This is a genomic window from Enterobacter sp. 6722112 (assembly GCF_058661685.1).
Genome location: NZ_JBZWGR010000007.1, coordinates 2,415,284 through 2,439,741, shown reverse-complemented (window position 1 = coordinate 2,439,741; position 24,458 = coordinate 2,415,284). Strand labels below are relative to the sequence as shown.

At 57.1% G+C, this 24,458-nt stretch carries 24 protein-coding genes; 16 read left to right on the top strand and 8 right to left on the bottom strand.

Annotation, left to right across the window (positions count from 1 at the left end; translation table 11 throughout):
- Positions 1-124 precede the first annotated feature (124 nt).
- The 5 genes from flhB (at position 125) to bglB (ending at position 6,724) form a co-directional block, all read left to right on the top strand.
- The gene (flhB, locus tag AC4OVU_RS13155; protein ID WP_017693236.1) at positions 125-1,273 is read left to right on the top strand and encodes a flagellar biosynthesis protein FlhB; all 1,149 of its coding nucleotides are present in this window, start codon (positions 125-127) and stop codon (positions 1,271-1,273) included.
- Positions 1,266-3,344: a flagellar biosynthesis protein FlhA gene (gene flhA, locus AC4OVU_RS13150; protein ID WP_003859723.1), complete on the top strand. Its 2,079-nt coding sequence runs from the start codon at positions 1,266-1,268 to the stop codon at positions 3,342-3,344. The genes flhB and flhA overlap by 8 nt, the downstream gene beginning before the upstream one ends.
- A complete protein-coding gene (gene flhE, locus AC4OVU_RS13145; RefSeq protein WP_110292686.1) occupies positions 3,344-3,736 on the top strand; it encodes a flagellar protein FlhE in 393 nt (130 codons plus the stop codon). Before flhA ends, flhE begins: the two co-directional genes overlap by 1 nt.
- A gap of 260 nt (positions 3,737-3,996) precedes the next feature.
- The gene (locus tag AC4OVU_RS13140) at positions 3,997-5,580 is read left to right on the top strand and encodes an MFS transporter (RefSeq protein WP_045339089.1); all 1,584 of its coding nucleotides are present in this window, start codon (positions 3,997-3,999) and stop codon (positions 5,578-5,580) included.
- A gap of 4 nt (positions 5,581-5,584) precedes the next feature.
- On the top strand, positions 5,585-6,724 hold the full coding sequence (bglB, locus tag AC4OVU_RS13135) for a beta-galactosidase BglB (protein ID WP_026080697.1): 1,140 nt from the start codon (positions 5,585-5,587) through the stop codon (positions 6,722-6,724).
- Between the two features lie 34 nt (positions 6,725-6,758).
- Here the strand turns inward: bglB and argS are convergent, their stop codons facing one another.
- On the bottom strand, positions 6,759-8,492 hold the full coding sequence (gene argS / locus AC4OVU_RS13130; protein ID WP_023294934.1) for an arginine--tRNA ligase: 1,734 nt from the start codon (positions 8,490-8,492) through the stop codon (positions 6,759-6,761).
- A 238-nt stretch (positions 8,493-8,730) separates the two neighbouring features.
- Here argS and AC4OVU_RS13125 point away from each other — a divergent pair, with 238 nt between their 5' ends.
- Together AC4OVU_RS13125 and cutC are read left to right on the top strand one after the other, a co-directional pair.
- Complete coding sequence (locus AC4OVU_RS13125; RefSeq protein ID WP_015570274.1) at positions 8,731-9,291, top strand: VOC family protein; 561 nt, start codon at positions 8,731-8,733, stop codon at positions 9,289-9,291.
- 78 nt (positions 9,292-9,369) lie between these two features.
- The gene (gene cutC, locus AC4OVU_RS13120; RefSeq protein ID WP_032669628.1) at positions 9,370-10,113 is read left to right on the top strand and encodes a copper homeostasis protein CutC; all 744 of its coding nucleotides are present in this window, start codon (positions 9,370-9,372) and stop codon (positions 10,111-10,113) included.
- A gap of 174 nt (positions 10,114-10,287) precedes the next feature.
- Here the strand turns inward: cutC and cmoB are convergent, their stop codons facing one another.
- The 5 genes from cmoB to AC4OVU_RS13095 are packed head-to-tail and all read right to left on the bottom strand — an operon-like array spanning position 10,288 to position 13,868.
- Positions 10,288-11,259 carry a tRNA 5-methoxyuridine(34)/uridine 5-oxyacetic acid(34) synthase CmoB gene (gene cmoB / locus AC4OVU_RS13115; RefSeq protein WP_032103969.1) on the bottom strand — a complete coding sequence of 324 codons (972 nt, stop codon included), beginning with the start codon at positions 11,257-11,259 and terminating at the stop codon, positions 10,288-10,290.
- A complete protein-coding gene (gene cmoA, locus AC4OVU_RS13110) occupies positions 11,256-11,999 on the bottom strand; it encodes a carboxy-S-adenosyl-L-methionine synthase CmoA (protein ID WP_003859735.1) in 744 nt (247 codons plus the stop codon). Before cmoA ends, cmoB begins: the two co-directional genes overlap by 4 nt.
- Before the next feature lie 40 nt (positions 12,000-12,039).
- Positions 12,040-12,435, bottom strand: coding sequence for an MAPEG family protein (locus AC4OVU_RS13105; protein WP_003859737.1), 396 nt, complete (start codon positions 12,433-12,435; stop codon positions 12,040-12,042).
- A 51-nt stretch (positions 12,436-12,486) separates the two neighbouring features.
- Complete coding sequence (locus AC4OVU_RS13100) at positions 12,487-13,305, bottom strand: DUF72 domain-containing protein (RefSeq protein WP_110292684.1); 819 nt, start codon at positions 13,303-13,305, stop codon at positions 12,487-12,489.
- The gene (locus AC4OVU_RS13095; RefSeq protein ID WP_017384353.1) at positions 13,302-13,868 is read right to left on the bottom strand and encodes a hydrolase; all 567 of its coding nucleotides are present in this window, start codon (positions 13,866-13,868) and stop codon (positions 13,302-13,304) included. Before AC4OVU_RS13095 ends, AC4OVU_RS13100 begins: the two co-directional genes overlap by 4 nt.
- 262 nt (positions 13,869-14,130) lie before the next feature.
- On the opposite strand from AC4OVU_RS13095, the gene aspS reads away from it, so the two are divergent.
- The 6 genes from aspS (at position 14,131) to ruvB (ending at position 19,386) form a co-directional block, all read left to right on the top strand.
- Positions 14,131-15,903 (top strand): aspartate--tRNA ligase, encoded by a 1,773-nt coding sequence (gene aspS / locus AC4OVU_RS13090; RefSeq protein WP_110292683.1) that lies wholly within the window; start codon positions 14,131-14,133, stop codon positions 15,901-15,903.
- Position 15,904: 1 nt separating this feature from the next.
- Positions 15,905-16,348 (top strand): dihydroneopterin triphosphate diphosphatase, encoded by a 444-nt coding sequence (nudB, locus tag AC4OVU_RS13085; protein ID WP_023296808.1) that lies wholly within the window; start codon positions 15,905-15,907, stop codon positions 16,346-16,348.
- Positions 16,349-16,375: 27 nt separating this feature from the next.
- On the top strand, positions 16,376-17,116 hold the full coding sequence (locus AC4OVU_RS13080) for a YebC/PmpR family DNA-binding transcriptional regulator (protein WP_003859747.1): 741 nt from the start codon (positions 16,376-16,378) through the stop codon (positions 17,114-17,116).
- Positions 17,117-17,150: 34 nt separating this feature from the next.
- On the top strand, positions 17,151-17,672 hold the full coding sequence (gene ruvC, locus AC4OVU_RS13075) for a crossover junction endodeoxyribonuclease RuvC (protein ID WP_003859749.1): 522 nt from the start codon (positions 17,151-17,153) through the stop codon (positions 17,670-17,672).
- Positions 17,673-17,752: 80 nt separating this feature from the next.
- A complete protein-coding gene (ruvA, locus tag AC4OVU_RS13070) occupies positions 17,753-18,367 on the top strand; it encodes a Holliday junction branch migration protein RuvA (RefSeq protein WP_003859751.1) in 615 nt (204 codons plus the stop codon).
- Positions 18,368-18,375: 8 nt separating this feature from the next.
- Complete coding sequence (gene ruvB, locus AC4OVU_RS13065; RefSeq protein WP_003859753.1) at positions 18,376-19,386, top strand: Holliday junction branch migration DNA helicase RuvB; 1,011 nt, start codon at positions 18,376-18,378, stop codon at positions 19,384-19,386.
- A 52-nt stretch (positions 19,387-19,438) separates the two neighbouring features.
- Here the strand turns inward: ruvB and znuB are convergent, their stop codons facing one another.
- Together znuB and znuC are read right to left on the bottom strand one after the other, a co-directional pair.
- Entirely contained in the window at positions 19,439-20,224 is a 786-nt protein-coding gene (znuB, locus tag AC4OVU_RS13060; protein WP_015570280.1) for a zinc ABC transporter permease subunit ZnuB, read from the bottom strand.
- Complete coding sequence (gene znuC / locus AC4OVU_RS13055) at positions 20,221-20,976, bottom strand: zinc ABC transporter ATP-binding protein ZnuC (RefSeq protein ID WP_023296807.1); 756 nt, start codon at positions 20,974-20,976, stop codon at positions 20,221-20,223. The genes znuB and znuC overlap by 4 nt, the downstream gene beginning before the upstream one ends.
- Positions 20,977-21,053: 77 nt before the next feature.
- Here znuC and znuA point away from each other — a divergent pair, with 77 nt between their 5' ends.
- The 3 genes from znuA to lpxM all read left to right on the top strand — a co-directional run bounded on the left by znuA (position 21,054) and on the right by lpxM (position 24,422).
- Positions 21,054-21,998 (top strand): zinc ABC transporter substrate-binding protein ZnuA, encoded by a 945-nt coding sequence (znuA, locus tag AC4OVU_RS13050; RefSeq protein ID WP_032103662.1) that lies wholly within the window; start codon positions 21,054-21,056, stop codon positions 21,996-21,998.
- A 15-nt stretch (positions 21,999-22,013) separates the two neighbouring features.
- Positions 22,014-23,333, top strand: coding sequence for a murein DD-endopeptidase MepM (gene mepM, locus AC4OVU_RS13045; protein WP_491928698.1), 1,320 nt, complete (start codon positions 22,014-22,016; stop codon positions 23,331-23,333).
- A gap of 117 nt (positions 23,334-23,450) precedes the next feature.
- Complete coding sequence (gene lpxM / locus AC4OVU_RS13040) at positions 23,451-24,422, top strand: lauroyl-Kdo(2)-lipid IV(A) myristoyltransferase (protein WP_015570283.1); 972 nt, start codon at positions 23,451-23,453, stop codon at positions 24,420-24,422.
- Positions 24,423-24,458: the final 36 nt, after the last annotated feature.

Here is a 24,458-nt window from a genome sequence, read left to right as displayed (position 1 = left end):
CGCGGCCTGAGGCAGCTCAGAATAAAAACAGCGAAAAGAGCCCGAATAAACGGGCTTTTCCCGCCATTGGATTTTCTCTGCGCTGGCATGATACCCGTGAATTAATGGGCTGCGAGCAGGCACAGTGGCAGAAGAGAACGACGACAAAACAGAAGCCCCCACACCCCACCGACTTGAAAAAGCCCGTGAGGATGGGCAGATCCCCCGATCCCGAGAGCTGACATCCCTGCTGATCCTGGTGGTGGGCGTCTGCATAATCTGGTGGGGCGGGGAGATGCTCGCCCGCAGACTGGCGGGAATGCTTTCTGCTGGCCTACGTTTTGATCACAGCATGGTCAATGACCCCAATCTGATCCTCATTCAGATCATCAACCTTGTGAAAAGCGCGATGCTCGCCTTGCTGCCGCTGATCGCGGGCGTGGTCATCGTGGCCCTGGTTTCGCCGGTCATGCTCGGTGGCCTGGTGTTCAGCGGAAAATCGCTGCAACCGAAATTCTCTAAGCTCAATCCGTTCCCCGGCATTGCGAAAATGTTTTCCGCGCAAACCGGGGCTGAGCTTCTTAAAGCGATCCTGAAATCGCTTCTTATGGGCAGTACCGCCGGGTTTTTTTTGTGGCACCACTGGCCGGAGATGATGCGCCTGATCAGCGAGTCCCCGATGACGGCGATGAAGAATGCCCTGAACCTGGTCGGGTTATGCTCGCTGCTGGTGGTACTCAGCATTATTCCGATGGTGGCGTTCGACGTTATCTTCCAGATCTATTCCCATATCAAAAAGCTGCGAATGTCGCGTCAGGACATCCGCGATGAATATAAGCAGATGGAAGGCGACCCGCACGTTAAGGGCCGTATCCGCCAGATGCAGCGCGCCGCCGCGCGTCGGCGCATGATGGAAGATGTGCCGAAAGCCGACGTCATCGTCACCAACCCGACTCACTACTCCGTGGCGCTTCAGTACGACGAAAACAAAATGAGCGCGCCGAAAGTGGTGGCGAAAGGGGCCGGGCTGATTGCGCTGCGCATTCGTGAAATCGCCACGGAAAACCGTGTGCCGATCCTGGAAGCACCGCCGCTGGCTCGCGCGCTGTATCGCCACGCGGAAATTGGACAACAAATCCCGGGCCAGCTCTACGCCGCTGTCGCAGAGGTGCTGGCCTGGGTGTGGCAACTGAAACGCTGGCGTTTAGCGGGCGGTCAACGACCTGTAAAACCTGAGAACCTGCCGGTGCCTGAAGCACTGGATTTTTTGAACGAGAAGGACACTGATGGCTAATCTGGTGGCAATGTTGCGCCTGCCCGGCAACCTGAAATCGACGCAATGGCAGATCCTTGCCGGACCGATTCTGATCCTGCTAATTCTGTCGATGATGGTGCTGCCGTTACCGGCATTTATCCTCGACCTGCTTTTCACCTTCAACATTGCGTTGTCCATCATGGTGTTGCTGGTGGCGATGTTCACCCAGCGCACGCTGGAGTTCGCCGCGTTTCCAACGATCCTGCTGTTCACCACGCTGCTACGCCTGGCGCTGAACGTTGCCTCCACGCGTATCATCCTGATGGAAGGGCACACCGGCGCGGCGGCGGCGGGCAAGGTGGTCGAAGCCTTCGGTCACTTCCTGGTGGGCGGCAACTTCGCCATCGGTATCGTGGTGTTCGTCATTCTGGTGATTATCAACTTCATGGTTATCACTAAAGGGGCGGGGCGTATCGCTGAAGTGGGCGCGCGCTTCGTGCTCGACGGGATGCCGGGCAAGCAGATGGCCATCGACGCCGACCTGAATGCCGGGCTGATCGCGGAAGATGAAGCGAAAAAACGCCGTGCCGAAGTGACCCAGGAGGCAGATTTCTACGGCTCCATGGACGGTGCGAGTAAGTTTGTGCGCGGTGACGCCATCGCGGGCATTCTGATCATGGTGATTAACGTCGTCGGCGGCCTGCTCGTCGGCGTGCTGCAACACGGCATGGACATGGGCCACGCGGCGGAAAGCTATACGCTGCTGACCATTGGTGACGGTCTGGTGGCGCAGATCCCGGCGCTGGTGATCTCCACCGCGGCGGGCGTGATTGTGACTCGCGTCAGTACCGATCAGGACGTGGGCGAGCAGATGGTGGGGCAGCTCTTCAGCAACCCGCGCGTTATGCTGCTCTCCGCGGCGGTGCTGGGCCTGCTCGGTATGGTGCCGGGCATGCCAAACCTGGTATTCCTGCTGTTCACCGCTGCGCTGCTGGGGCTTGCCTGGTGGATGCGTGGCCGGGAAACGCAGCCTAAGGCAGAGCCTGCGCCGGTCAAAATGCCTGAGAACACCCAGGCGGTGGAAGCCACCTGGAACGACGTACAGCTCGAAGATTCGCTGGGGATGGAAGTGGGGTACCGCCTGATCCCGATGGTGGATTTCCAGCAGGATGGGGAGCTGCTTGGCCGTATCCGCAGCATTCGTAAAAAATTCGCCCAGGATATGGGCTTCCTGCCGCCGGTGGTCCACATCCGGGACAATATGGATCTCCCGCCCGCGCGCTACCGCATCCTGATGAAAGGGGTGGAAATCGGCAGCGGTGATGCGTACCCCGGCCGCTGGCTGGCGATTAACCCGGGCACCGCCGCAGGCACGTTGCCGGGTGAGCAGACGACCGACCCGGCCTTTGGTCTGGCGGCAATCTGGATTGAGAGCGCCCTGAAAGAGCAGGCCCAGATTCAGGGTTACACGGTCGTTGAGGCCAGTACCGTGGTGGCAACGCACCTCAACCACCTGATTGGCCAGTTCTCCGCGGAACTGTTTGGACGTCAGGAGGCGCAGCAGCTGCTCGACCGCGTAACGCAGGAGATGCCGAAGCTGACCGAAGATTTGGTGCCGGGCGTACTGACCTTAACCACCCTGCACAAAGTGCTGCAAAATCTGCTCGATGAGAAGGTGCCCATTCGCGATATGCGTACCATCCTTGAGACGCTGGCCGAACATGCGCCGCTGCAAAGCGATCCGCACGAACTGACGGCGGTGGTGCGCGTGGCGCTTGGACGCGCCATTACCCAGCAATGGTTCCCGGGAACCGGCGAAGTGCAGGTCATTGGCCTGGACACGCCGCTGGAACGTCTGCTGCTTCAGGCGTTGCAGGGCGGTGGCGGGCTGGAGCCGGGTCTGGCGGACAGATTACTGGCGCAAACCCAGGAGGCGCTGGCGCGTCAGGAGATGCTGGGCGCGCCGCCGGTGCTGCTGGTGAATCACGCGCTGCGTCCGTTGCTGTCGCGCTTCCTGCGCCGGAGCCTGAACCAGCTGGTAGTGCTGTCGAATATGGAGTTGTCCGATAACCGCAATATTCGCATGACGGCGACCATAGGAGGGAAATAATGCGTAAGTGGCTGTGGATCTTACTTTTCCCGCTGGCGGCGCAGGCCGCAGGCGAGGGGGCATGGCAGGCCAGCAATATCGGCTTAACGCTCAACCATCGGGGGGAGTCGATCTCCTCCCGTCCGCTGTCCGCCTCTGAGCCCGTGTCCGGGCAGATGACGCTGGTGGCCTGGAATTACACCCTGACGGGACCCACACCGGCCGGGTTGCAGGTGCGGCTGTGCTCGCTGACCCGCTGCGCGGAAATCGAGGGTCAACGTGGCACTACCCAGGCCTTCAACGGGGTGTCTGCTCAGGAGCCTTTACGCTTTATCTGGGAAGTGCCAGGCGGTGGACGTCTCATCCCGGCGCTGAAGGTTCAGCGCAACGAGGTGCTCGTCAACTACCGCTAACTGCCCGCCTTTTCGCCAGTCTCCAGGCATTTCTGAAGGCTGGCTCGCAAAAATGACCTTCCCTTTTGATACAAAAGAAACGCTGTTTTATAAATCAGTGACACGCGTATTGACACTCTTTGCGTTTTTGCCATTCACCACTTTGTGATGGCAGAAACAGAAAGGTATCAACAGGTCGATACTTTTACTGTAGCCGTGTAAAAACTCCCGGACGAGGTTGCTTACAGGGAGTCTCCCAAAACTGATTAGGGTTGACGGCAATGAAAACACGTAAAATTGGACTCGCAAATTATTTTGCTTACGGGTCAGGGGACTTCCTCGGGGCGGGGACTACCGCCCTGACGGCCGCCTGGCTTTTGTATTTTTATACCACCTTCTGTGGACTCACACCGATTGAAGCAACCTTTATCTTCGCTGCCGCAAGGGTGCTGGATGCGGTTGTCAGCCCGTTAATGGGCTTTTTGACCGATAACTTTGGCACCACCTGGCTGGGCAAGCGTTTTGGCCGTCGTAAGTTCTTCATCCTGCTCGGTATTCCCTGCGTTTTCAGCTACTCGCTGATGTGGGTAGGGGACATGAGTTTCTGGTACTACCTGCTGACCTATCTGATCTTTGATATCGTCTACACCATGATCCTGGTGCCGTACGAAACGCTGGTGCCGGAGATGACGGACGATTTCAAACAGAAAACCAAATTCTCCGGGGCGCGTATCTCTATGGCGCAGATGTCCGCCATTCTGGCCTCCTTCCTGCCGGGGATCCTGCTCACGCATTTCGGCAAAGACAACGCGATCTCCTTCTTCTATGCAAGCCTGGTCTTCTCCGTACTCTGCGCGCTGATGCTTACTTTCGTCTGGTTCTTCACCTGGGAGCGTCCGCGCGAAGAGTGGTCTGAAGCGGCTCTGCGTGCCGAGGAAGAGAAGAAAAAGCTGACCCTGGGCCAGAGCCTGAACCGTCTTTTTGTCGAATTAAGTTCGACGCTGCGCATCAAGATTTTCCGCCAGCATCTGGGGATGTACCTTGGCGGCTACATCGCCCAGGACGTCTTTAATGCGGTGTTCACCTATTACGTGGTATTTGTGCTGATGCAGGAGGCGTCAATGGCGTCCAACCTGCTGGGCACGATGGCCATCTTCCAGTTCCTCGCCGTGATCGGCATGATCCCGCTGTGCATTCGCTTCGGACCTGCGCCGTCTTACCGCATGGTGGTCGTGCTGTTTGGTCTGGCCTCGCTCTCTTACGCGGTGCTTTATTACGCGGGCCTGAGCGATGTTTACGCTCTGCTGCTGCTGATCTCTGCGGTTGCTGGTCTTGGCCGCGGGGGTATCAACTACGTACCGTGGAATACCTACACCTACATTGCTGACGTGGACGAAGTGATCACCGGTCAGCGTCGCGAAGGGATCTTCGCGGGCATCATGACGCTGACCCGTAAAGCGTCTCAGGCCGGTGCGGTGATGCTGGTGGGGATCGTGATGCAGATGTCGGGCTTTGTCAGCGGGCAAAAAGTGCAGCCTGCGGAAGTGAGCCACACCATTCTGATGATCCTGAGCGTTGGCACTATTCTGGTGCTGTTCTGCGGCTTCCTTGTCTCCCTGCGCTTCAAACTCAATTTGCAGACCCACAGCACCCTGCGTGAAGAGACCGCGAAAATGCGCGAGTCCGGCCATGCGATGCCAGAGGCGGTGACCCCGCAGGCCCGCGCTACCGTGGAGATGCTGGCCGGACTGCCGTATGAATCCCTGTGGGGCAACAACAACATCGGTTATCTGAATCGCAATAAGCCGGCGGCCCCTTCGCTGAAGGATCGCGCGGTACTGAATTCGACATACAACAGAGGTTAAGATGATGAAAGTTTGGCCTGTCAAACATAGCCCGTTACTGCGTCAGCCTGAGCGCTTTATCGCCAGGGATGAGCTGAAATCGCTGATTCAAAAGGTGACGCATAACCTGGTCAATATCCACGACAAAACGGGTGAGTTTTTGCTGCGGCTGGACGACGGGCGCGTGATCGACACCAAAGGCTGGGCCGGATGGGAATGGACCCACGGCGTCGGTTTATACGGTATCTGGCAGTATTACTGCCAGACCGGTGACGAAGGCATGCGCGAGATTATCGACAGCTGGTTTGCTGACCGTTTCGCTGAAGGCGCAACCACCAAAAACGTGAATACCATGTCGCCGTTCCTGACGCTGGCGTATCGCTACGAAGAGACCAAAAACCCTGCCTGGCTGCCGTGGCTGGAAAGCTGGGCGGAATGGGCGATGAATGAGATGCCGCGCACCGAACATGGCGGCATGCAGCACATCACCCTGGCGGAAGAGAACCATCAGCAGATGTGGGATGACACGCTGATGATGACGGTGCTGCCGCTGGCGAAAATCGGCAAGCTGCTGAACAAGCCGGAGTACGTCGAGGAGGCGATCTATCAGTTCCTGCTCCACGTACAGAACCTGATGGATCGGGAGACCGGGCTGTGGTTCCACGGCTGGAATTACGACGGCAATCACAACTTTGCCCGGGCTCGCTGGGCGCGCGGCAACAGCTGGCTGACCATCGTGATCCCGGATTTCCTCGAGCTGGTGGATCTGCCGGAAAACAACGCCGTTCGTCGCTATCTGGTGCAGGTACTGAACGCGCAGATCGCCGCACTGGCAAAATGTCAGGACGAGAGCGGATTGTGGCATACGCTGCTGGACGATCCTGATTCTTATCTGGAGGCGTCGGCCACGGCAGGGTTTGCCTACGGCATTCTGAAAGCCGTGCGCAAGCGTTATGTCGGCGCAGAGTACGCAGAGGTGGCGGAGAAAGCGATTCGCGGCATCGTGCAAAACATCTCCCCGGAAGGGGAGCTGCTGCAAACGTCCTTCGGGACGGGGATGGGAAGCGATCTGGCGTTTTACCGCCAGATACCGCTGACCTCGATGCCGTATGGCCAGGCAATGGCGATTCTGTGTCTGACGGAATATTTGCGGAAATATTTCTGATAATAAAAAACCCGGCGCTCGCCGGGTTTCTTTTTTACATACGTTCTACGGTTTCGATACCCAGGGTATCCAGACCGAGCTTCAGTGTCTTCGCCGTCAGCTGCGCCAGCTTCAGGCGGCTGTGACGCACCGCTTCGCTCTCGGCAGAGAGGATAGGGCAGTGTTCGTAGAAGCCAGAGAACAGACCGGCCAGATCGTACAGGTAAGCACACATAACATGCGGCGTACCGTCACGCGCGACCACGGAGAGCGTCTCTTCGAACTGAAGCAGGCGGGCAGCCAGCTGTGCTTCACGATCTTCGGTAAGGGTCACCGTGGCATTCGCCAACACGCTTTCGTCGATATTTGCTTTACGGAAGACGGAGAGTACGCGGGTATAAGCGTACTGCATATATGGCGCCGTGTTGCCTTCAAACGCCAGCATATTGTCCCAGTCGAAGATATAGTCGGTGGTACGGTTCTTGGAGAGATCCGCGTATTTCACCGCGCCGATCCCAACCGCGTTAGCCAGTTTCTCCAGCTCGTCAGCAGGCATATCCGGGTTCTTCTCGGCCACCAGGCGACGCGCGCGTTCCAGCGCTTCATCCAGCAGATCGGAAAGCTTCACGGTGCCGCCCGCACGGGTTTTGAACGGCTTACCGTCTTTACCCAGCATCATGCCGAACATGTGATGTTCCAGCGGCACCGAATCCGGCACATAACCCGCTTTACGCACGATAGTCCACGCCTGCATCAGGTGCTGGTGCTGACGGGAGTCGATGTAATACAGCACGCGATCCGCATGCAGGGTTTCGTAACGGTATTTCGCACAGGCGATGTCGGTGGTGGTGTAGAGATAGCCGCCATCCTTTTTCTGGACGATCACACCCATCGGTTCGCCTTCCTTGTTTTTATACTCATCAAGGAACACCACCGTTGCGCCTTCGCTTTCCACCGCCAGATTTTTAGCTTTCAGGTCCGCCACAATGCCTGGCAGCATCGGGTTATACAGGCTTTCACCCATCACGTCGTCACGGGTCAGGGTCACGTTCAGACGGTTATAGGTGAGCTGATTCTGGGACATGGTAATGTCCACCAGCTTGCGCCACATCTCGAGGAAGTACGGGTCGCCGCCTTGAAGTTTCACCACGTAGCTGCGTGCGCGCTCGGCGAAGGCTTCATCTTCGTCATAGTGCTTTTTGGCTTCACGGTAGAAACCTTCCAGGTCTGCCAGCGCCATTTCGCCTGCGTTTTCCTGCTGCTGCTTTTCCAGATACGCGATCAGCATGCCGAACTGCGTGCCCCAGTCGCCTACGTGGTTAGCGCGGATCACCTTGTGACCAAGGAACTCCAGGGTACGCACCGCCGCGTCACCGATGATGGTGGAGCGCAGGTGACCGACGTGCATCTCTTTCGCCACGTTTGGCGCGGAGTAGTCAACCACCACGGTCTGCGCTTCTGGCTGAGCCACGCCCAGACGGTCAGACTTCAGCGCCGCGTCAACGTGGCTTGCGAGGAATGCAGGCTCAAGGAAAATGTTGATAAAGCCTGGACCGGCGATTTCGGTTTTGCTGGCGATGCCGGTGAGATCCAGATGCGTCAGTACCTGCTCAGCGAGCTGTCGCGGCGGCATGCCCAGTTTTTTAGCCACTGCCATCACGCCATTAGCCTGATAGTCGCCAAACTGTACTTTCGCTGACTGACGAACCTGTGGTTCGCAATCCGCAGGCGCACCTGCGGCAATCAGTGCCTGACTGACTTTTTCTGAGAGAAGAGCCTGAATATTCACCTGGATACCTTACGTTTTTGATGCGGGTAAAAAACACCCACGCCAGTTTAAGAATTTAGGGCGGGAGTATACTGCAAATGCCTTCGGGCGTCAGCCCTGCGGGGGGCGAAGATCGCTCAGAATCCAGGCGAAGACGGTATGCATAATCATGCAGTCGAAAAAACCGTGATTCTGCGGTTGGTCGACAGAGGGCAACAGAGTAAATTAGCGGCTTTGCGACACGAAACGAGACTGACCTATGGCGAACTGGCATACCATTGACGAACTGCATGATATTTCCGCAGATTTACCGCGCTTCACTCAGGCGTTCACAGAACTTGCCACCCGTCTCGGGCTGGATATCGCGCCGCTTGAGGCCGATCACATCTCTTTGCGCTGCCACCAGAATGCCACCGCCGAACGCTGGCGGCGTGGCTTTGAGCAGTGCGGAGAACTGCTGTCGGAGAATATCATTAACGGTCGCCCGATCTGCCTGTTCAAACTTCACGCGCCGGTAACGGTGGCGCACTGGCAATTCACCGTTGTGGAACTGCCCTGGCCAGGAGAGAAGCGTTATCCGCACGAAGGCTGGGAGCATATCGAAATTGTTCTGCCTGGGGAGCCCGAGACGCTGAACGCCCGTGCGCTGGCGCTGCTTTCCGACGAGGGGTTAAGCCAGCCGGGTATTTTCGTCAAAACCAGCTCGCCAAAAGGGGAGCGCGAACGCTTACCGAACCCTACGCTTGCCGTAACGGACGGCAACGTGACGGTGAAATTCCATCCCTGGACTATCGAGCAGATCGTCGCCAGCGAAGCGTAAGCATTGTGAGCGTCGATCCAGACACCAATCGGGCAACGTGCCACGATGGTACGTTGAGTGAAATTTAAGGAGGATGACATGGCGCTGCTGGAAATTTGTTGTTACAGCGTGGAGTGTGCCGTCACTGCGCAACGGCAGGGGGCCGATCGCATCGAGCTTTGCGCGGCACCGAAAGAAGGAGGATTAACCCCGTCCTTTGGCGTGCTGAAATCAGCCCGTCAGGCCATCACTATTCCGGTGCACCCGATTATTCGCCCGCGCGGCGGTGATTTTTGTTATACGGCGGGTGAGTTCAGTGCCATGCTTGAGGATATCGCCCTCGTCCGTGATTCCGGTTTTCCGGGGCTGGTGATCGGTGTGCTGGACGAAGACGGCAACATCGATCTTCCGCGTATGCGTCAGGTCATGCGCGCCGCCCGGGGGATGGCGGTCACTTTTCATCGTGCGTTCGATATGTGTCAGGATCCGATACAAGCCTTTGATACGCTGGCAGAACTGGGCGTGGCGCGCGTTCTGACGTCGGGCCAGCAGTCCTCGGCTGAAAAAGGACTGAAATTAATTACGGAACTAAAAGCACATTCCGGTGTTCCAATAATCATGGCGGGCGCAGGAGTACGCGCCAGCAATCTGGAACTGTTTTTAAACGCAGGGGTGGAAGAGCTGCACAGCTCGGCGGGTAAATGGATACCTTCACCCATGCGTTATCGCAATACAGGGTTGTCAATGTCGACGGATGCTGAAGCGGATGAGTACTCGCGCTACGGTGTGGATGGAGAGTCGGTTGCGGTAATGAAATCGTTGATTGAACGTCATCACGTGTAGCAACGTACCGATTTTTACCGCGCATCATGTCGCCCAATATGATGCTTGCTTGTACCAGGCCCCTGCAAATTACACAGGGGCCTTTTTTTCTTTTTTGCCCGGTGGCGCTGCGCTTACCGGGCCTACGAAATCACGCGTAGGCCGGGTAAGGCGCAGCCGCCACCCGGCTAAAGGCTACGGCTTGGTCGCAATCAATACCGCACGCATCGGGGCCGGATAGCCTTCGACGGTTTTACTGTGATCGTCCGGGTCGAGGAATTGCTCCAGCGATTCGGTGATCATCCAGTCGGTGCGGCGCTGTTCCTCAACCGACGTCACGCACACATCGGCGATGCGTACATCGACAAACCCACATTTCTCCAGCCAGTTCTTCAGCGCCAGCGCGGAAGGGATGAAGTAAACGTTGCGCATCTGCGCATAGCGATCGCCCGGCACCAGAACGGCATGTTCATCGCCTTCGATGACCAGCGTTTCCAGCACCAGTTCGCCGCCGCTGACCAGCTGATCTTTCAACTGCCAGAGATGCTCCAGCGGGGAACGACGGTGGTACAGCACGCCCATCGAGAAAACGGTATCAAACGCTTTCAGGGCAGGGAGTTGCTCGATACCCAGCGGCAGCAGGTGCGCACGCTGGTCGTTACCCAGCAGCTTACGCACCGCTTCAAACTGGCACAGGAACAGCTGCATCGGATCGATACCGACGGCCAGATGCGCGCCTGCGCCGATCATGCGCCACATGTGATAGCCGCTACCGCAGCCCACGTCCAGAATGGTGCGCCCGGTCAGGTCGGATAAATGCGGCAGAACGCGATCCCACTTCCAGTCAGAGCGCCACTCGGTGTTGATATTTACACCGTACAGCGAGAACGGCCCTTTGCGCCACGGCATCAGGTTACGCATCAGCGTTTCGATGCGGTTGATCTGCCCGGCCGGGAGCGGCTCTTCGCTCTCCGCCGTCACGCTGTGCAGCAAATCCAGACGATGAGGCGTCAGTTCAGGCAGAAACTCCACGGCGTTGGACCACTGCTTCAACAGACCATGCTGCTGATCGCGCTGCCAGGCGGCAATTTGCGCAGGCAGGGTTTCCAGCCAGTGGGAAAGGTGGTTTTTGGCAATCAGCTGATAGAAATTACCGAACTCGATCATGCTGCGTCTCCGGCTTTAAGCGCCACCAGAGAACCAAAGTTAAAGCACTGGAACCACAGTTCGCTGTGTTCAAATCCGGCTTTGCGCAGGCGCGCTTTGTGGGTTTCTACAGAATCCGTCAGCATGACGTTTTCAAGCATGCTGCGCTTCTGGCTGATCTCCAGCTCGCTGTAGCCATTTGCACGCTTGAAATCATGGTGCATGTTGAACAGCAGTTCGCCCACGCTGGCGTCTTCAAAGCTGAATTTCTCAGACAACACCAGCGCGCCGCCCGGGTTCAGGCCCTGATAAATCTTATCCAGCAACCGCTGACGATCGTCCGGTACCAGGAACTGAAGGGTAAAGTTCAGTACCACCATCGAGGCGTTCTGGATGTCGATATCGCGGATATCGCCTTCTACCACCTCCACAGGCGTAGGGGCTTTATACGCATCAATGTGGCGACGGCAGCGTTCAACCATAGCCGGTGAGTTATCGACAGCCACAATCTTGCAGCCTTCGTGATGAACGTTACGACGAATAGACAGCGTTGCCGCTCCCAGCGAACAACCCAGGTCATAGACCTGCGTGCCGGGTTGAACAAAACGCTCCGCCAGCATGCCGATCATGGAGATAATATTGGAATAACCGGGAACAGAGCGCTGGATCATATCCGGGAAGACTTCGGCTACCCGTTCATCAAAGGTCCAGTCGCCCAGGCTGGCGATAGGCGCGGAAAAAAGCGTGTCGCGATCTGACATAACGTAAAAATCCGGGAAAAATAAAGGGGCATATTGTGCGCTAATGGAAGGAGAAAACCAACTCCCACGGCATATACCAAAGGTTAGCCAGCACCATCAGCAAAAGCGAGCACCAGGTCGCGCTCATGCCGGAACGACGCCAGCGGATCAGGCGGTGGTGAAAACCATAATAATGCATCAAACGCCCTGCAATCAGCAGCAGCCCACAGACGTGCACCATCCAGGTTTCAGCGCCATCCATCTCCATTAACAGCAGTAAAATTAACGCGACGGGAATGTACTCGACCGCGTTGCCGTGGATGCGGATTGCGCTTTGTAGCTCAGAAAAGCCCCCGTCACCGTACGAGACGCGGTACTGCATTCTCAGGCGCACAACATCAAATGAAAACTTAATCAGCAGTAATGCACCTAACACCGCATACAGCGCGCTGACCATACTAACTCCCTGTTTTTGGCAGATGGCACGTCTCTATGATAGGGGGTGATTTCAGAAAAGAGAAGATTGTTGTGGGATGGACGGCGCGGGGCCAACCGACGGAACCGCCTGCTGCAAGGCCTGCCAGAGAGCATCGACCAGTTCAAGCGCCTGTGCGATATCCGGCGTATGTAAAAAAAGGTACGGCGTGGTGGTGTGCTCCCATTTCGCCAGCGTTTGCAGCCAGACGGCGAACATCTCCTCATTTTGCTGCATGTTATCGCTGCCGATAAACCGGACCATCGGGTTCTGTGCCGTTACGATCGCGTGGACGGGCACTTTCGGTTTTTTGCGCTGGGCATCAACAACGGCTTCGCTGTGCGGGATTGCGCTATGTACGGGGCGGCTGTCGAGGATCACGCGGTTGACCGATCGTTCATGCAGGCCGCGATTGAGCGCTTTCTCCGCGTCGCCCTTGGCAAAGAATTCCGGATGCCTTACTTCTACGCCGTAGGTGAAGCCATGCGGCAGGGCGTCGAGAAACTGCCAGAGGGCAGGCAGGTCGCGCGGGCCAAACGTGGCGGGAAGCTGGAGCCAGTACTGGCCAATACGGTTGGCCAGAGGCGTCATCCGGGTGAAAAACTCGTGGGTTAAATCATCGCAGTTGCGCAGCGCGGCGTTGTGGGAGATGGTCGCCGGGAATTTAAAGCAAAAGCGGAAGTCGTCGGTGGTTTGCTCGCGCCAGCGTTCGACGATCTCCGCGCGGGGCAGGGCGTACAGCGTGGTATTGCCCTCCACGCAGTTAAAGTGTCGGGCATACTCTTCAAGGCTGGTAATACCCAGGCGCACCCATTTCGGGTGCGACCACTGGGGCAGGCCTACGTACATCATAGCGCGCTGAGGATCTCATCCGTGCTGCGCACGCGACCGATACGCGGGAAGATATGGGTCATGCTGCCCTGATGCTGATCCGCAGAGGCTGCGCTGCATGCATCTTCCGCGATCACCAGGTTAAAGCCCAGCTCCCAGGCGTTACGGGCGGTGGATTCCACACCAATGTTGGTGGAGATCCCGCACAGAATAATAGTGTCGATCCCGCGACGGCGCAGCTGGAGCTCCAGGTCGGTGCCGTAGAATGCGCCCCACTGGCGTTTGGTAACTTCTATATCGCTGTCGCGTTTACCGAGCGAGACAGGATATGTCCACCAGTTGTCCGGCAGCGCCTGCGCCGGGGCCTGAGCATCAACCGGCTGTTTTAACGCTTCGGCGAAATCAGCGGACCAGCCGACGCGCACCATAACAACAGGCGAGCCGCTGGCGCGGCATTTTTCTGCCAGGCGCGCAGCGCGGCTGACCACATCGTCAGCGGTGTGCGGACCACCGGCAAAAGGCAGAATGCCTTCCTGTAAATCAATGACCACAAGGGCGGTTTTGGTGGCATCAAGTGTAAACATCGTCACTCCCGTCAAATGATTGCTTTTCTACACCTTACGACGTGATGGCCTGTTATCGGTCGGATAATTTTGTTAATTTTTGTGAGAATAGGCAATAAGAGTTCAGCAAACGCGCGTCAGGCCGTGCTTCGCTCTTATCGTGCGGCAGAATTTCCAGTATAATAGCCGCCTTTTTTCATCCAGTTGTGACATACAGAAAGCTGCGACATCGTAGCCTGCGAGACAGGCGACAATCAGCCTGCGGCTAATTAAGGGATATCTCATGCGTACAGAATATTGCGGGCAGCTGCGTCAGTCCCACGTCGGGCAGCAGGTCACCCTGTGTGGTTGGGTCAATCGTCGTCGCGATCTTGGTAGCCTTATCTTTATTGATATGCGTGACCGCGAAGGTATCGTTCAGGTGTTCTTCGATCCGGATCGCGCTGATGCGTTGAAGCTGGCTTCTGAGCTGCGCAATGAGTTCTGCATTCAGGTGACGGGCACCGTGCGTGCGCGTGACGAGAAAAACGTCAACGCCGACATGGCGACCGGCGCTATCGAAGTGCTGGCGTCCGATCTGACGATCATCAACCGCGCGGAAGCGTTGCCGCTGGACTCCAACCACGTCAACACCGAAGAAGCGCGTCTGAAATACCGCTACCTGGATCTGCGTCGTCCGGAAATGGCTCAGCGCCTGAAAACCCGTGCGAAAATCACCAGCCTGGTGCGCCGTTTTATGGATGACCACGGTTTCCTTGATATCGAAACCCCGATGCTGACCAAAGCCACGCCGGAAGGCGCGCGCGACTACCTGGTGCCATCCCGCGTCCATAAAGGCAAATTCTACGCGCTGCCGCAGTCACCACAGCTTTTCAAACAGCTGCTGATGATGTCCGGCTTCGATCGCTACTATCAGATCGTGAAATGCTTCCGCGACGAAGACCTGCGCGCTGACCGTCAGCCAGAATTTACCCAGATCGATATGGAAACCTCCTTCATGACCGCTGAGCAGGTGCGTGAGGTGATGGAAGCCCTGGTGCGTAGCCTGTGGAACGACGTGAAAGGCGTTGAGCTGGGCGATTTCCCTGTCATGACCTTCGCGGAAGCCGAGCGTCGCTACGGTTCTGACAAACCAGACCTGCGTAACCCGATGGAGCTGGTGGACGTGGCAGACCTGGTGAAAGCCGTTGAGTTCGCGGTCTTTGCTGGCCCGGCTAACGATCCGAAAGGCCGCGTGGCTGCCCTGCGCGTTCCGGGCGGTGCTGCCCTGAGCCGTAAGCAGATTGACGACTACGGCAACTTCATCAAGATCTACGGCGCGAAAGGTCTGGCCTATATTAAAGTAACCGAGCGTGCAAAAGGTCTGGAAGGCATCACCAGCCCGGTGGCGAAGTTCCTGAATGCGGACATCGTGGAAGCGATCCTTGAGCGCACCGGCGCGCAGGACGGCGACATGATCTTCTTCGGCGCAGACAACAAGAAAGTGGTTGCGGATGCGATGGGCGCGCTGCGTCTGAAGCTCGGCAAAGACCTGAACCTGACCGACGAAAGCAAATGGGCGCCGCTGTGGGTGATCGACTTCCCGATGTTTGAAGACGACGGTGAAGGCGGCCTGACCGCGATGCACCACCCGTTCACCTCGCCAAAAGAGATGACGGCGGCAGAGCTGAAAGCGGCGCCGGAAGACGCGGTGGCAAACGCCTACGATATGGTCATCAACGGCTACGAAGTGGGCGGCGGCTCCGTGCGTATTCACAGCGGTGAAATGCAGCAGACCGTGTTCGGCATTCTGGGCATTAACGAGCAGGAGCAGCGCGAGAAGTTTGGCTTCCTGCTGGACGCCCTGAAGTACGGTACCCCTCCGCACGCGGGTCTGGCCTTCGGTCTTGACCGTCTGACCATGCTGCTGACCGGCACCGACAACATCCGTGATGTGATCGCCTTCCCGAAAACCACCGCAGCGGCGTGTCTGATGACTGAAGCGCCAAGCTTTGCCAACCCGGCCGCGCTGGCTGAGCTGGGCATTGAGGTGGTGAAGAAGGAAGAGAAAAACTGATATGGCATATAAGCGTCCCGTTTCGGTTCTGGTGGTCATTTATGCAGAAGACACGAAGCGGGTGCTGATGTTGCAGCGGCGCGACGATCCGGATTTCTGGCAGTCGGTTACCGGCAGCCTGGAAGAGGGGGAGACCGCGCCGCAGGCCGCCGCGCGTGAAGTAAAGGAAGAGGTCGCCATTGATGTTGCTTACGAGCAACTGACCCTGAAGGACTGTCAGCGCACGGTGGAGTTTGAAATTTTTAGCCATTTACGTCATCGCTATGCACCGGGCATTGAGCGCAATACGGAATCGTGGTTCTGCCTTGCGCTTCCCCATGAGCGGGAGATCGTGTTCACGGAACACCTGACCTACCGCTGGGTGAATGCGGCGGATGCCGCCGCACTGACCAAGTCGTGGAGCAACCGGCAGGCGATTGAAGAATTTGTAATTAACGCTGCCTGAGAAGGCGCGATTTTTGGAGAACTTTTTATGGCAGGTCATAGTAAGTGGGCCAACACCAAACACCGCAAAGCGGCACAGGATGCCAAACGCGGTAAAATCTTTACCAAAATCATTCGTGAGCTGGTGACAGCGGCGCGTTTGGGCGGCGGCGATCCGGCCTCTAACCCACGTCTGCGCGCGGCGGTGGATAAAGCCCTGTCCAACAACATGACGCGTGACACCCTGAACCGTGCCATCGCACGTGGCGTGGGCGGTGATGAAGACGCGAACATGGAAACCATCATTTATGAAGGTTACGGTCCTGGCGGTACGGCGGTGATGGTTGAGTGTCTGTCCGACAACCGTAATCGTACCGTTGCGGAAGTGCGTCACGCGTTCACCAAAACTGGCGGCAACCTGGGCACTGACGGTTCTGTAGCGTACCTGTTCAGCAAAAAAGGCGTCATCTCCTTCGAGAAAGGCGACGAAGATGCGATCATGGAAGCGGCGCTGGAAGCCGGTGCGGAAGACGTGGTGACCTACGACGACGGTGCTATTGATGTTTACACCGCATGGGAAGAGATGGGTGCCGTGCGCGATGCGCTGGAAGCGGCTGGCCTGAAGGCGGATAACGCTGAAGTCTCCATGATCCCGTCTACCAAAGCGGACATGGATGCGGAAACCGCACCGAAACTGCTGCGTCTGATCGACATGCTCGAAGACTGCGACGACGTGCAGGAAGTGTATCACAACGGTGAAATCTCTGATGAGGTTGCAGCGACTCTCTGATGAGAGCCTGTAAACCGTTTACGGGAGACGCGTGATGTCGATTATTCTCGGGATTGACCCCGGCTCACGCGTCACCGGCTATGGCGTTATCCGTCAGGTGGGACGCCAGCTAACCTACCTCGGCAGCGGCTGTATTCGCACCAAAGTGGACGATCTGCCGTCGCGCCTGAAGCTCATCTATGCGGGCGTGTCGGAGATCATCACCCAGTTCCAGCCGGACTATTTCGCCATCGAGCAGGTCTTTATGGCGAAAAACGCTGACTCGGCGTTAAAGCTCGGTCAGGCGCGCGGCGTGGCGATTGTTGCCGCCGTGAACCAGGATCTGCCGGTGTTTGAGTACGCGGCCCGTCAGGTTAAGCAGACGGTGGTGGGCATTGGTAGCGCGGAGAAAAGCCAGGTGCAGCACATGGTGCGTACCCTGCTGAAGCTCCCTGCGAACCCGCAGGCCGACGCCGCGGATGCGCTGGCCATTGCGATTACCCACTGTCACGTCAGCCAGAATGCGATGCAAATGAGCGAGTCGCGGCTCAATCTGGCGCGAGGCAGGTTACGATAATGACAAATCAGGCTGGATGTTTATCCAGCCTTTTTTTATTATGTCGGCAGATAATTTCTTCCAGAACGCAGGAGCGTCACGTGATAGGCAGACTCAGAGGCATCATCATTGAAAAACAACCCCCGTTAGTGCTGCTGGAGGTGGGTGGCGTGGGCTATGAAGTCCATATGCCGATGACCTGCTTCTATGAGCTGCCGGAGGCGGGCAAAGAGGCGGTTGTCTTTACCCAGTTTGTGGTGCGTGAAGATGCTCAGCTGCTGTACGGCTTCAATAACAAACAGGAACGCACACTGTTCCGCGAATTGATTAAAACCAACGGCGTCGGGCCGAAGCTGGCCCTGGCGATTCTGTCCGGTATGTCAGCGCCACAGTTTGTGAACGCCGTTGAGCGTGAAGATCCAGCTGCGTTAATTAAACTTCCGGGCATCGGGAAGAAAACCGCCGAGCGCCTGATTGTCGAGATGAAGGACCGCTTCAAAGGTCTGCATGGCGATCTGTTCACGCCGGCAGCCGATCTGGTGCTGACTTCCCCGGGCGCGCCTGCATCGGATGATGATGCCGAGCAGGAAGCGGTTGCCGCGCTGGTGGCGCTGGGCTATAAACCTCAGGAGGCCAGCCGGATGGTGAGCAAAATTGCTAAACCGGATGCCAGCAGTGAAACTCTGATTCGTGAAGCGCTGCGCGCTGCATTGTGAGGTAAAGGATGATTGAAGCAGACCGCCTGGTATCGGCAGGCACTATTCAACCAGATGACGTGGTGGATCGCGCGATCCGTCCCAAATTGCTGGATGAGTACATCGGCCAGCCGCAGGTTCGTTCTCAGATGGAGATTTTCATCCAGGCGGCAAAGCTGCGCGGCGATGCGCTCGATCACCTGCTGATTTTTGGGCCGCCGGGGTTAGGTAAAACCACCCTGGCGAATATCGTCGCCAATGAAATGGGCGTTAACCTGCGTACCACCTCCGGCCCGGTACTGGAGAAAGCAGGGGACCTGGCGGCGATGCTGACCAACCTCGAACCGCATGACGTGCTGTTTATCGATGAGATCCACCGTCTTTCACCGGTGGTGGAGGAAGTGCTCTATCCGGCAATGGAGGATTACCAGCTGGATATCATGATCGGTGAAGGCCCGGCCGCGCGCTCGATCAAAATCGATCTGCCGCCGTTTACCCTGATTGGCGCCACGACCCGCGCCGGCTCTCTGACCTCTCCGCTACGCGACCGGTTTGGTATCGTGCAGCGTCTGGAGTTTTATCAGGTGCCTGACCTTCAGCATATTGTGGGCCGCAGCGCGCGCTACATGGGGCTGGATATGAGCGAAGAGGGGGCGTTTGAAGTGGCGAAGCGCTCCCGCGGTACGCCGCGTATCGCCAACCGCCTGCTGCGCCGGGTGCGTGACTTTGCCGAGGTGAAGCACGACGGCACCATATCGGCCGAGATCGCCGCCCAGGCGCTGGATATGCTGAATGTCGATGCCGAAGGCTTTGACTATATGGACCGTAAGCTGCTGCTGGCGGTGCTGGATAAGTTCTTTGGCGGGCCGGTAGGGCTGGATAACCTGGCGGCGGCAATTGGCGAAGAGCGTGAGACTATCGAGGACGTGCTGGAGCCGTATCTGATCCAGCAGGGCTTCTTGCAGCGTACCCCGCGTGGTCGTATGGCAACGGTGCGGGCGTGGAATCATTTCGGCATTACGCCGCCCGCGATGCCGTAAGCAGCGATAAATTGTAGCCCCGGTAAGCGAAGCGCCACCGGGGACATGCTGACTACTGCGCGGTCTTTTTCATCATACTGAAAATAAACAACACCGCCGCGCACAGTACCACCGACGGCCCCGCTGGCGTGTCATAAAACGCCGAGAAGGTTAACCCGCCCGTCACCGCAATCATTCCGATAATCACCGCGATACCGGCCATTTGCTCCGGCGTACGCGCAAAACGGCGCGCAGTGGCGGCAGGAATTATCAGCAGCGACGTGATGATCAGCGCGCCAACAAATTTCATCGCCACGCCGATGGTTAACGCCGTCACCAGCATCAACAGCAGCTTCACGCGCTGAAGCTTCACGCCATCGACAAAGGCCAGATCCGGACTGACGGTCATAGCCAGTAAATTCCGCCACTGCCACAGCAGGATCCCGAGCACCACCGCCACGCCAATGGCAATGGAAATGAGATCTTCGGGCGTGACGGCCAGCAGATCGCCAAACAGGTAGGCCATCAGATCTACGCGGATGTTTGACATCAGGCTCACTACCACCAGGCCCAGCGACAGGGCGCTGTGCGCCATAATGCCGAGCAGGGTATCAATTGCCAGGTGAGGGCGTTTTTCCAGCCAGACCAGACCGGCAGCCAGCAGCAGCGTGACGACAATCACCGCATAAAACGGGTTCACGTCCAGTAACAAACCAAACGCCACACCCAGCAATGAAGCATGGGCCAGCGTATCGCCGAAATAGGACATTCTGCGCCAGACGACAAACGAGCCGAGTGGACCTGCGGCGCAGGCAAGCATAATCCCGGCCAGCCAGCCGGGCAGTAACAGTTCAATCATGAGTGTCCATTTCCCCGACGCAGGACGATTCGTCCCTGTAAATCATGGCGGTGATTGTGATTATGACGATAGATGCCCAGCTGTTCGGCGCCGCGATGGCCAAACATAGAGATAAATTCCGGATGCATTGACACCACTTCCGGCGTGCCGGAACAACAAATGTGATGGTTCAGGCACAGCACTTCGTCGGTTTTGGCCATCACCAGGTGCAGATCATGGGACACCATCAGCACCGCGCAGTTTAGCTCCCGACGGAGCTGGTCAATCAGATCGTACAGCGCAACCTGACCGTTGACGTCAACACCCTGCGTCGGCTCGTCCAGGACCAGCAGCTGAGGGCTGCTGAGCAGGGCGCGGGCAAGTAATACGCGCTGGGTTTCACCGCCCGACAGCTTTTGCAAGGGCGCCTCAACAAGATGTCCCGCCTGAACGCGTTTCAGCGCCGGGAGGATATCCGCTTTACGCGTACCGGGACGGAGGCGCAGGAAGCGGCTCACCGTCAGGGGCAGGGTGGCATCGAGGTGTAATTTTTGCGGCACATAGCCGATACGCAACTTGTCTTGGCGGACGATAACACCTGCATCAGGGGCTACCAGGCCTAATACGACGCGTACCAGCGTCGACTTGCCTGCACCGTTAGGGCCGAGCAGCGTGAGTATTTTGCCGGGCTTCAGATTCAGCGACACCTCAGAAAGGACGCGGCGCTGGCCGAATGAGACCGAAACATTTTCAAGAGAAACTAAAGTCGTCATGTCAATTTAAGCTTGCAGAAGTCATCGAATGTTATAATATCACATCCCACGCATTCATTACGATGATTAGTCGCATTATGTTACAGAAAAATACGCTTCTTTTCGCAGCTTTATCCGCTGCTCTTTGGGGTACAACAGCACAAGATGTTAACGCCGCCGTTGTCGCTTCGCTTAAACCGCTTGGATTTATCGCCTCTGCCATCGCGGATGGGGTCACTGAGACCCAGGTTCTGCTGCCTGACGGTGCTTCCGAGCATGATTATTCCCTGCGTCCATCTGATGTAAAACGCTTACAGAACGCGGACTTAGTCGTCTGGATTGGTCCTGAGATGGAAGCGTTCATGCAGAAGTCAGCCAGTCAGCTTCCCGCTGAGAAACAGGTGACGATTGCCGGGCTGTCCGGCGTGAAACCGTTACTCATGAAAGGAGCTGAGGACGAGGGTGACGAACACGACCACGACCATGCTCACGGTGAAAAAGGTGACGACCATCACCATCACGGCGAATACAATATGCATCTCTGGCTCTCCCCAGAGATAGCGCGGCTTACAGCGGTTGCAATCCACGACAAATTAGTGGAACTTATGCCGCAAAGTCGAATCAAACTCGACGCCAACCTGAAGGATTTTGAGGCTCAATTAGCCGCAACCGACAAACAGGTGGGTAACGAGCTCGCACCGCTTAAAGGAAAAGGGTACTTCGTTTTTCATGATGCCTACGGGTATTACGAGAAACATTACGGTCTGACCCCGCTGGGGCATTTTACCGTCAACCCTGAAATTCAGCCTGGTGCGCAGCGTTTACATGAAATCAGAACACAGTTGGTTGAGCAAAAAGCGACATGCGTTTTTGCTGAGCCACAGTTCAGGCCAGCGGTCGTAGAAGCCGTGGCCAGGGGAACATCCGTGCGCATGGGAACCCTTGACCCGCTAGGTACGAACATCCAGTTGAGCAAAGCGAGCTATTCGCAGTTCCTCAGCCAACTGGCGAATCAGTATGCGAGCTGCCTGAAAGGAGATTAACGAGGAAGTGAATACGTGCAACAGATAGCCCGCTCTGTCGCCCTGGCATTTAACAATCTGCCTCGACCCCACCGCGTTATGCTGGGGTCGCTTACAGTTCTCACATTAGCGGTCGCCGTCTGGCGGCCCTATGTTTACCACCCGAGTTCCGCCCCAATCATTAAAACCATCGAACTGGAGAAGAGCGAGATCCGCTCTCTGCTGCCTGAGGCCAGCGAGCCTATCGATCAGGCCGCTCAGGAAGATGAAGCGATTCCCCAGGATGAGCTGGATGACAAGATCCAGAATGAAGCCGGCATTCATGAATATGTTGTATCTACTGGCGATACGCTGAGCAGCGTCCTGAACCAGTACGGTATCGACATGGGCAACATCAGCCAGCTCGCCGCATCCGATAAAGAGCTGCGTAACCTGAAAATTGGTCAGCAGCTTTCCTGGACCCTAACGCCCGACGGCGATCTGCAACGTCTGACCTGGGAGATGTCCCGTCGCGAAACCCGCACCTACGATCGCACTGCAAACGGTTTCAAAATGACCAGCGAATTGCAGCAGGGCGACTGGGTTAACAGCGTCATGAAAGGGACCGTCGGCGGCAGCTTTGTTTCCAGCGCACGCGATGCCGGCCTGACCAGCGCTGAAATCAGCTCGGTGATCAAAGCCATGCAGTGGCAGATGGATTTCCGCAAACTGAAAAAAGGCGATCAGTTCTCTGTCCTGATGTCCCGCGAAATGCTGGACGGTAAGCGCGAGCAGAGCCAGCTGGTGGGCGTTCGTCTGCGTTCAGACGGCAAAGACTACTACGCTATTCGCGCGGAAGACGGTAAGTTCTATGACCGCAGCGGTACGGGTCTGGCAAAAGGCTTCCTGCGTTTCCCAACGGAGAAACAGTTCCGCGTCTCCTCCAACTTTAACCCGCGTCGTCTGAACCCGGTAACTGGCCGCGTAGCGCCGCACCGTGGCGTTGACTTCGCCATGCCGCAGGGCACGCCAGTGCTGGCGGTAGGGGATGGTGAAGTGGTCATGGCGAAACGCAGCGGTGCTGCTGGCTACTACGTTGCTATTCGTCACGGTCGTACGTACACCACCCGCTACATGCACCTGCGTAAACTGCTGGTCAAACCGGGCCAGAAAGTGAAACGTGGCGATCGCATCGCGCTGTCCGGTAACACCGGCCGGTCGACGGGGCCGCACCTGCACTACGAAGTGTGGATCAACCAGCAGGCGGTTAACCCGCTGACGGCAAAACTGCCGCGCACCGAAGGGCTGACCGGCAAAGATCGCAAAGATTACCTGGCGCAGGTGAAAGAGGTGATGCCGCAGCTGCGCTTCGACTAAGCTTTCCTGATTTAAAAAGCCGGCGTCAGTATGCGCCGGCTTTTTCTTTTGTGCGCGGGCGGCAGCCTCGCTACACTATCCGAATATATTTTTGCGTCACCAGACCCTGGAACCCGCATGGAAACCAAAAAAAACAATATTGAGTACATTCCCGAGTTTGAAAAATCTTTTCGCCACCCGCGTAACTGGGGCGCCTGGCTTGGCGTATACGCGTTTGCTGGCATGGCGTTGCTACCTGCTTCCCTCCGCGATCCGGTGCTCGGCAAAGTGGGGCGCCTGGCAGGGCGCTTAGGTAAAAGCGCACGCCGCCGCGCGCAAATAAATCTGTTGTACTGTTTTCCGGATAAAAGCGACGCCGAACGCGAAGCAATCATTGATGACATGTATACCACCGCGCCCCAGGCCATGGCGATGATGGCGGAACTGGCGCTGAAAGGGCCGGAGAAGATCGTCGAACGCGTTGACTGGAAAGGGCTGGAGATCATCGACGAGATGCGTCGCAATGATGAAAAGGTGATTTTCCTGGTGCCGCACGGCTGGGGGGTAGACATTCCGGCGATGTTAATGGCGTCGCAGGGCCAGAAAATGGCGGCGATGTTCCATAATCAGGGAAACAAAATCTACGACTTCGTCTGGAATACCGTGCGCCGTCGCTTTGGCGGGCGTTTGCACGCCCGAAACGATGGCATTAAGCCTTTCATTCAGTCGGTACGTCAGGGTTACTGGGGCTACTATCTGCCCGATCAGGACCACGGCCCGGAACACAGCGAGTTTGTCGATTTCTTCGCAACCTATAAAGCCACGCTACCCGCGATTGGTCGCCTGATGAAAGTCTGCCGCGCCCGCGTGATCCCACTGTTCCCGGTTTATGACGGTAAAACGCATCGCCTGAGCATTGAGGTACGTCCGCCGATGGACGATCTGCTGACCGCAGACGATCACACCATCGCACGTCGCATGAATGAAGAGGTGGAGGTGCTGGTGGGGCCGCATAAGGAGCAATATACGTGGATCCTGAAGTTGCTCAAAACGCGTAAACCTGGTGAAACAGAGCCGTACAAGCGTAAAGAGCTTTTCCCGAAGAAATAGGAAACCTTCACCCCTCTCCCCTTAGGGGAGAGGGGA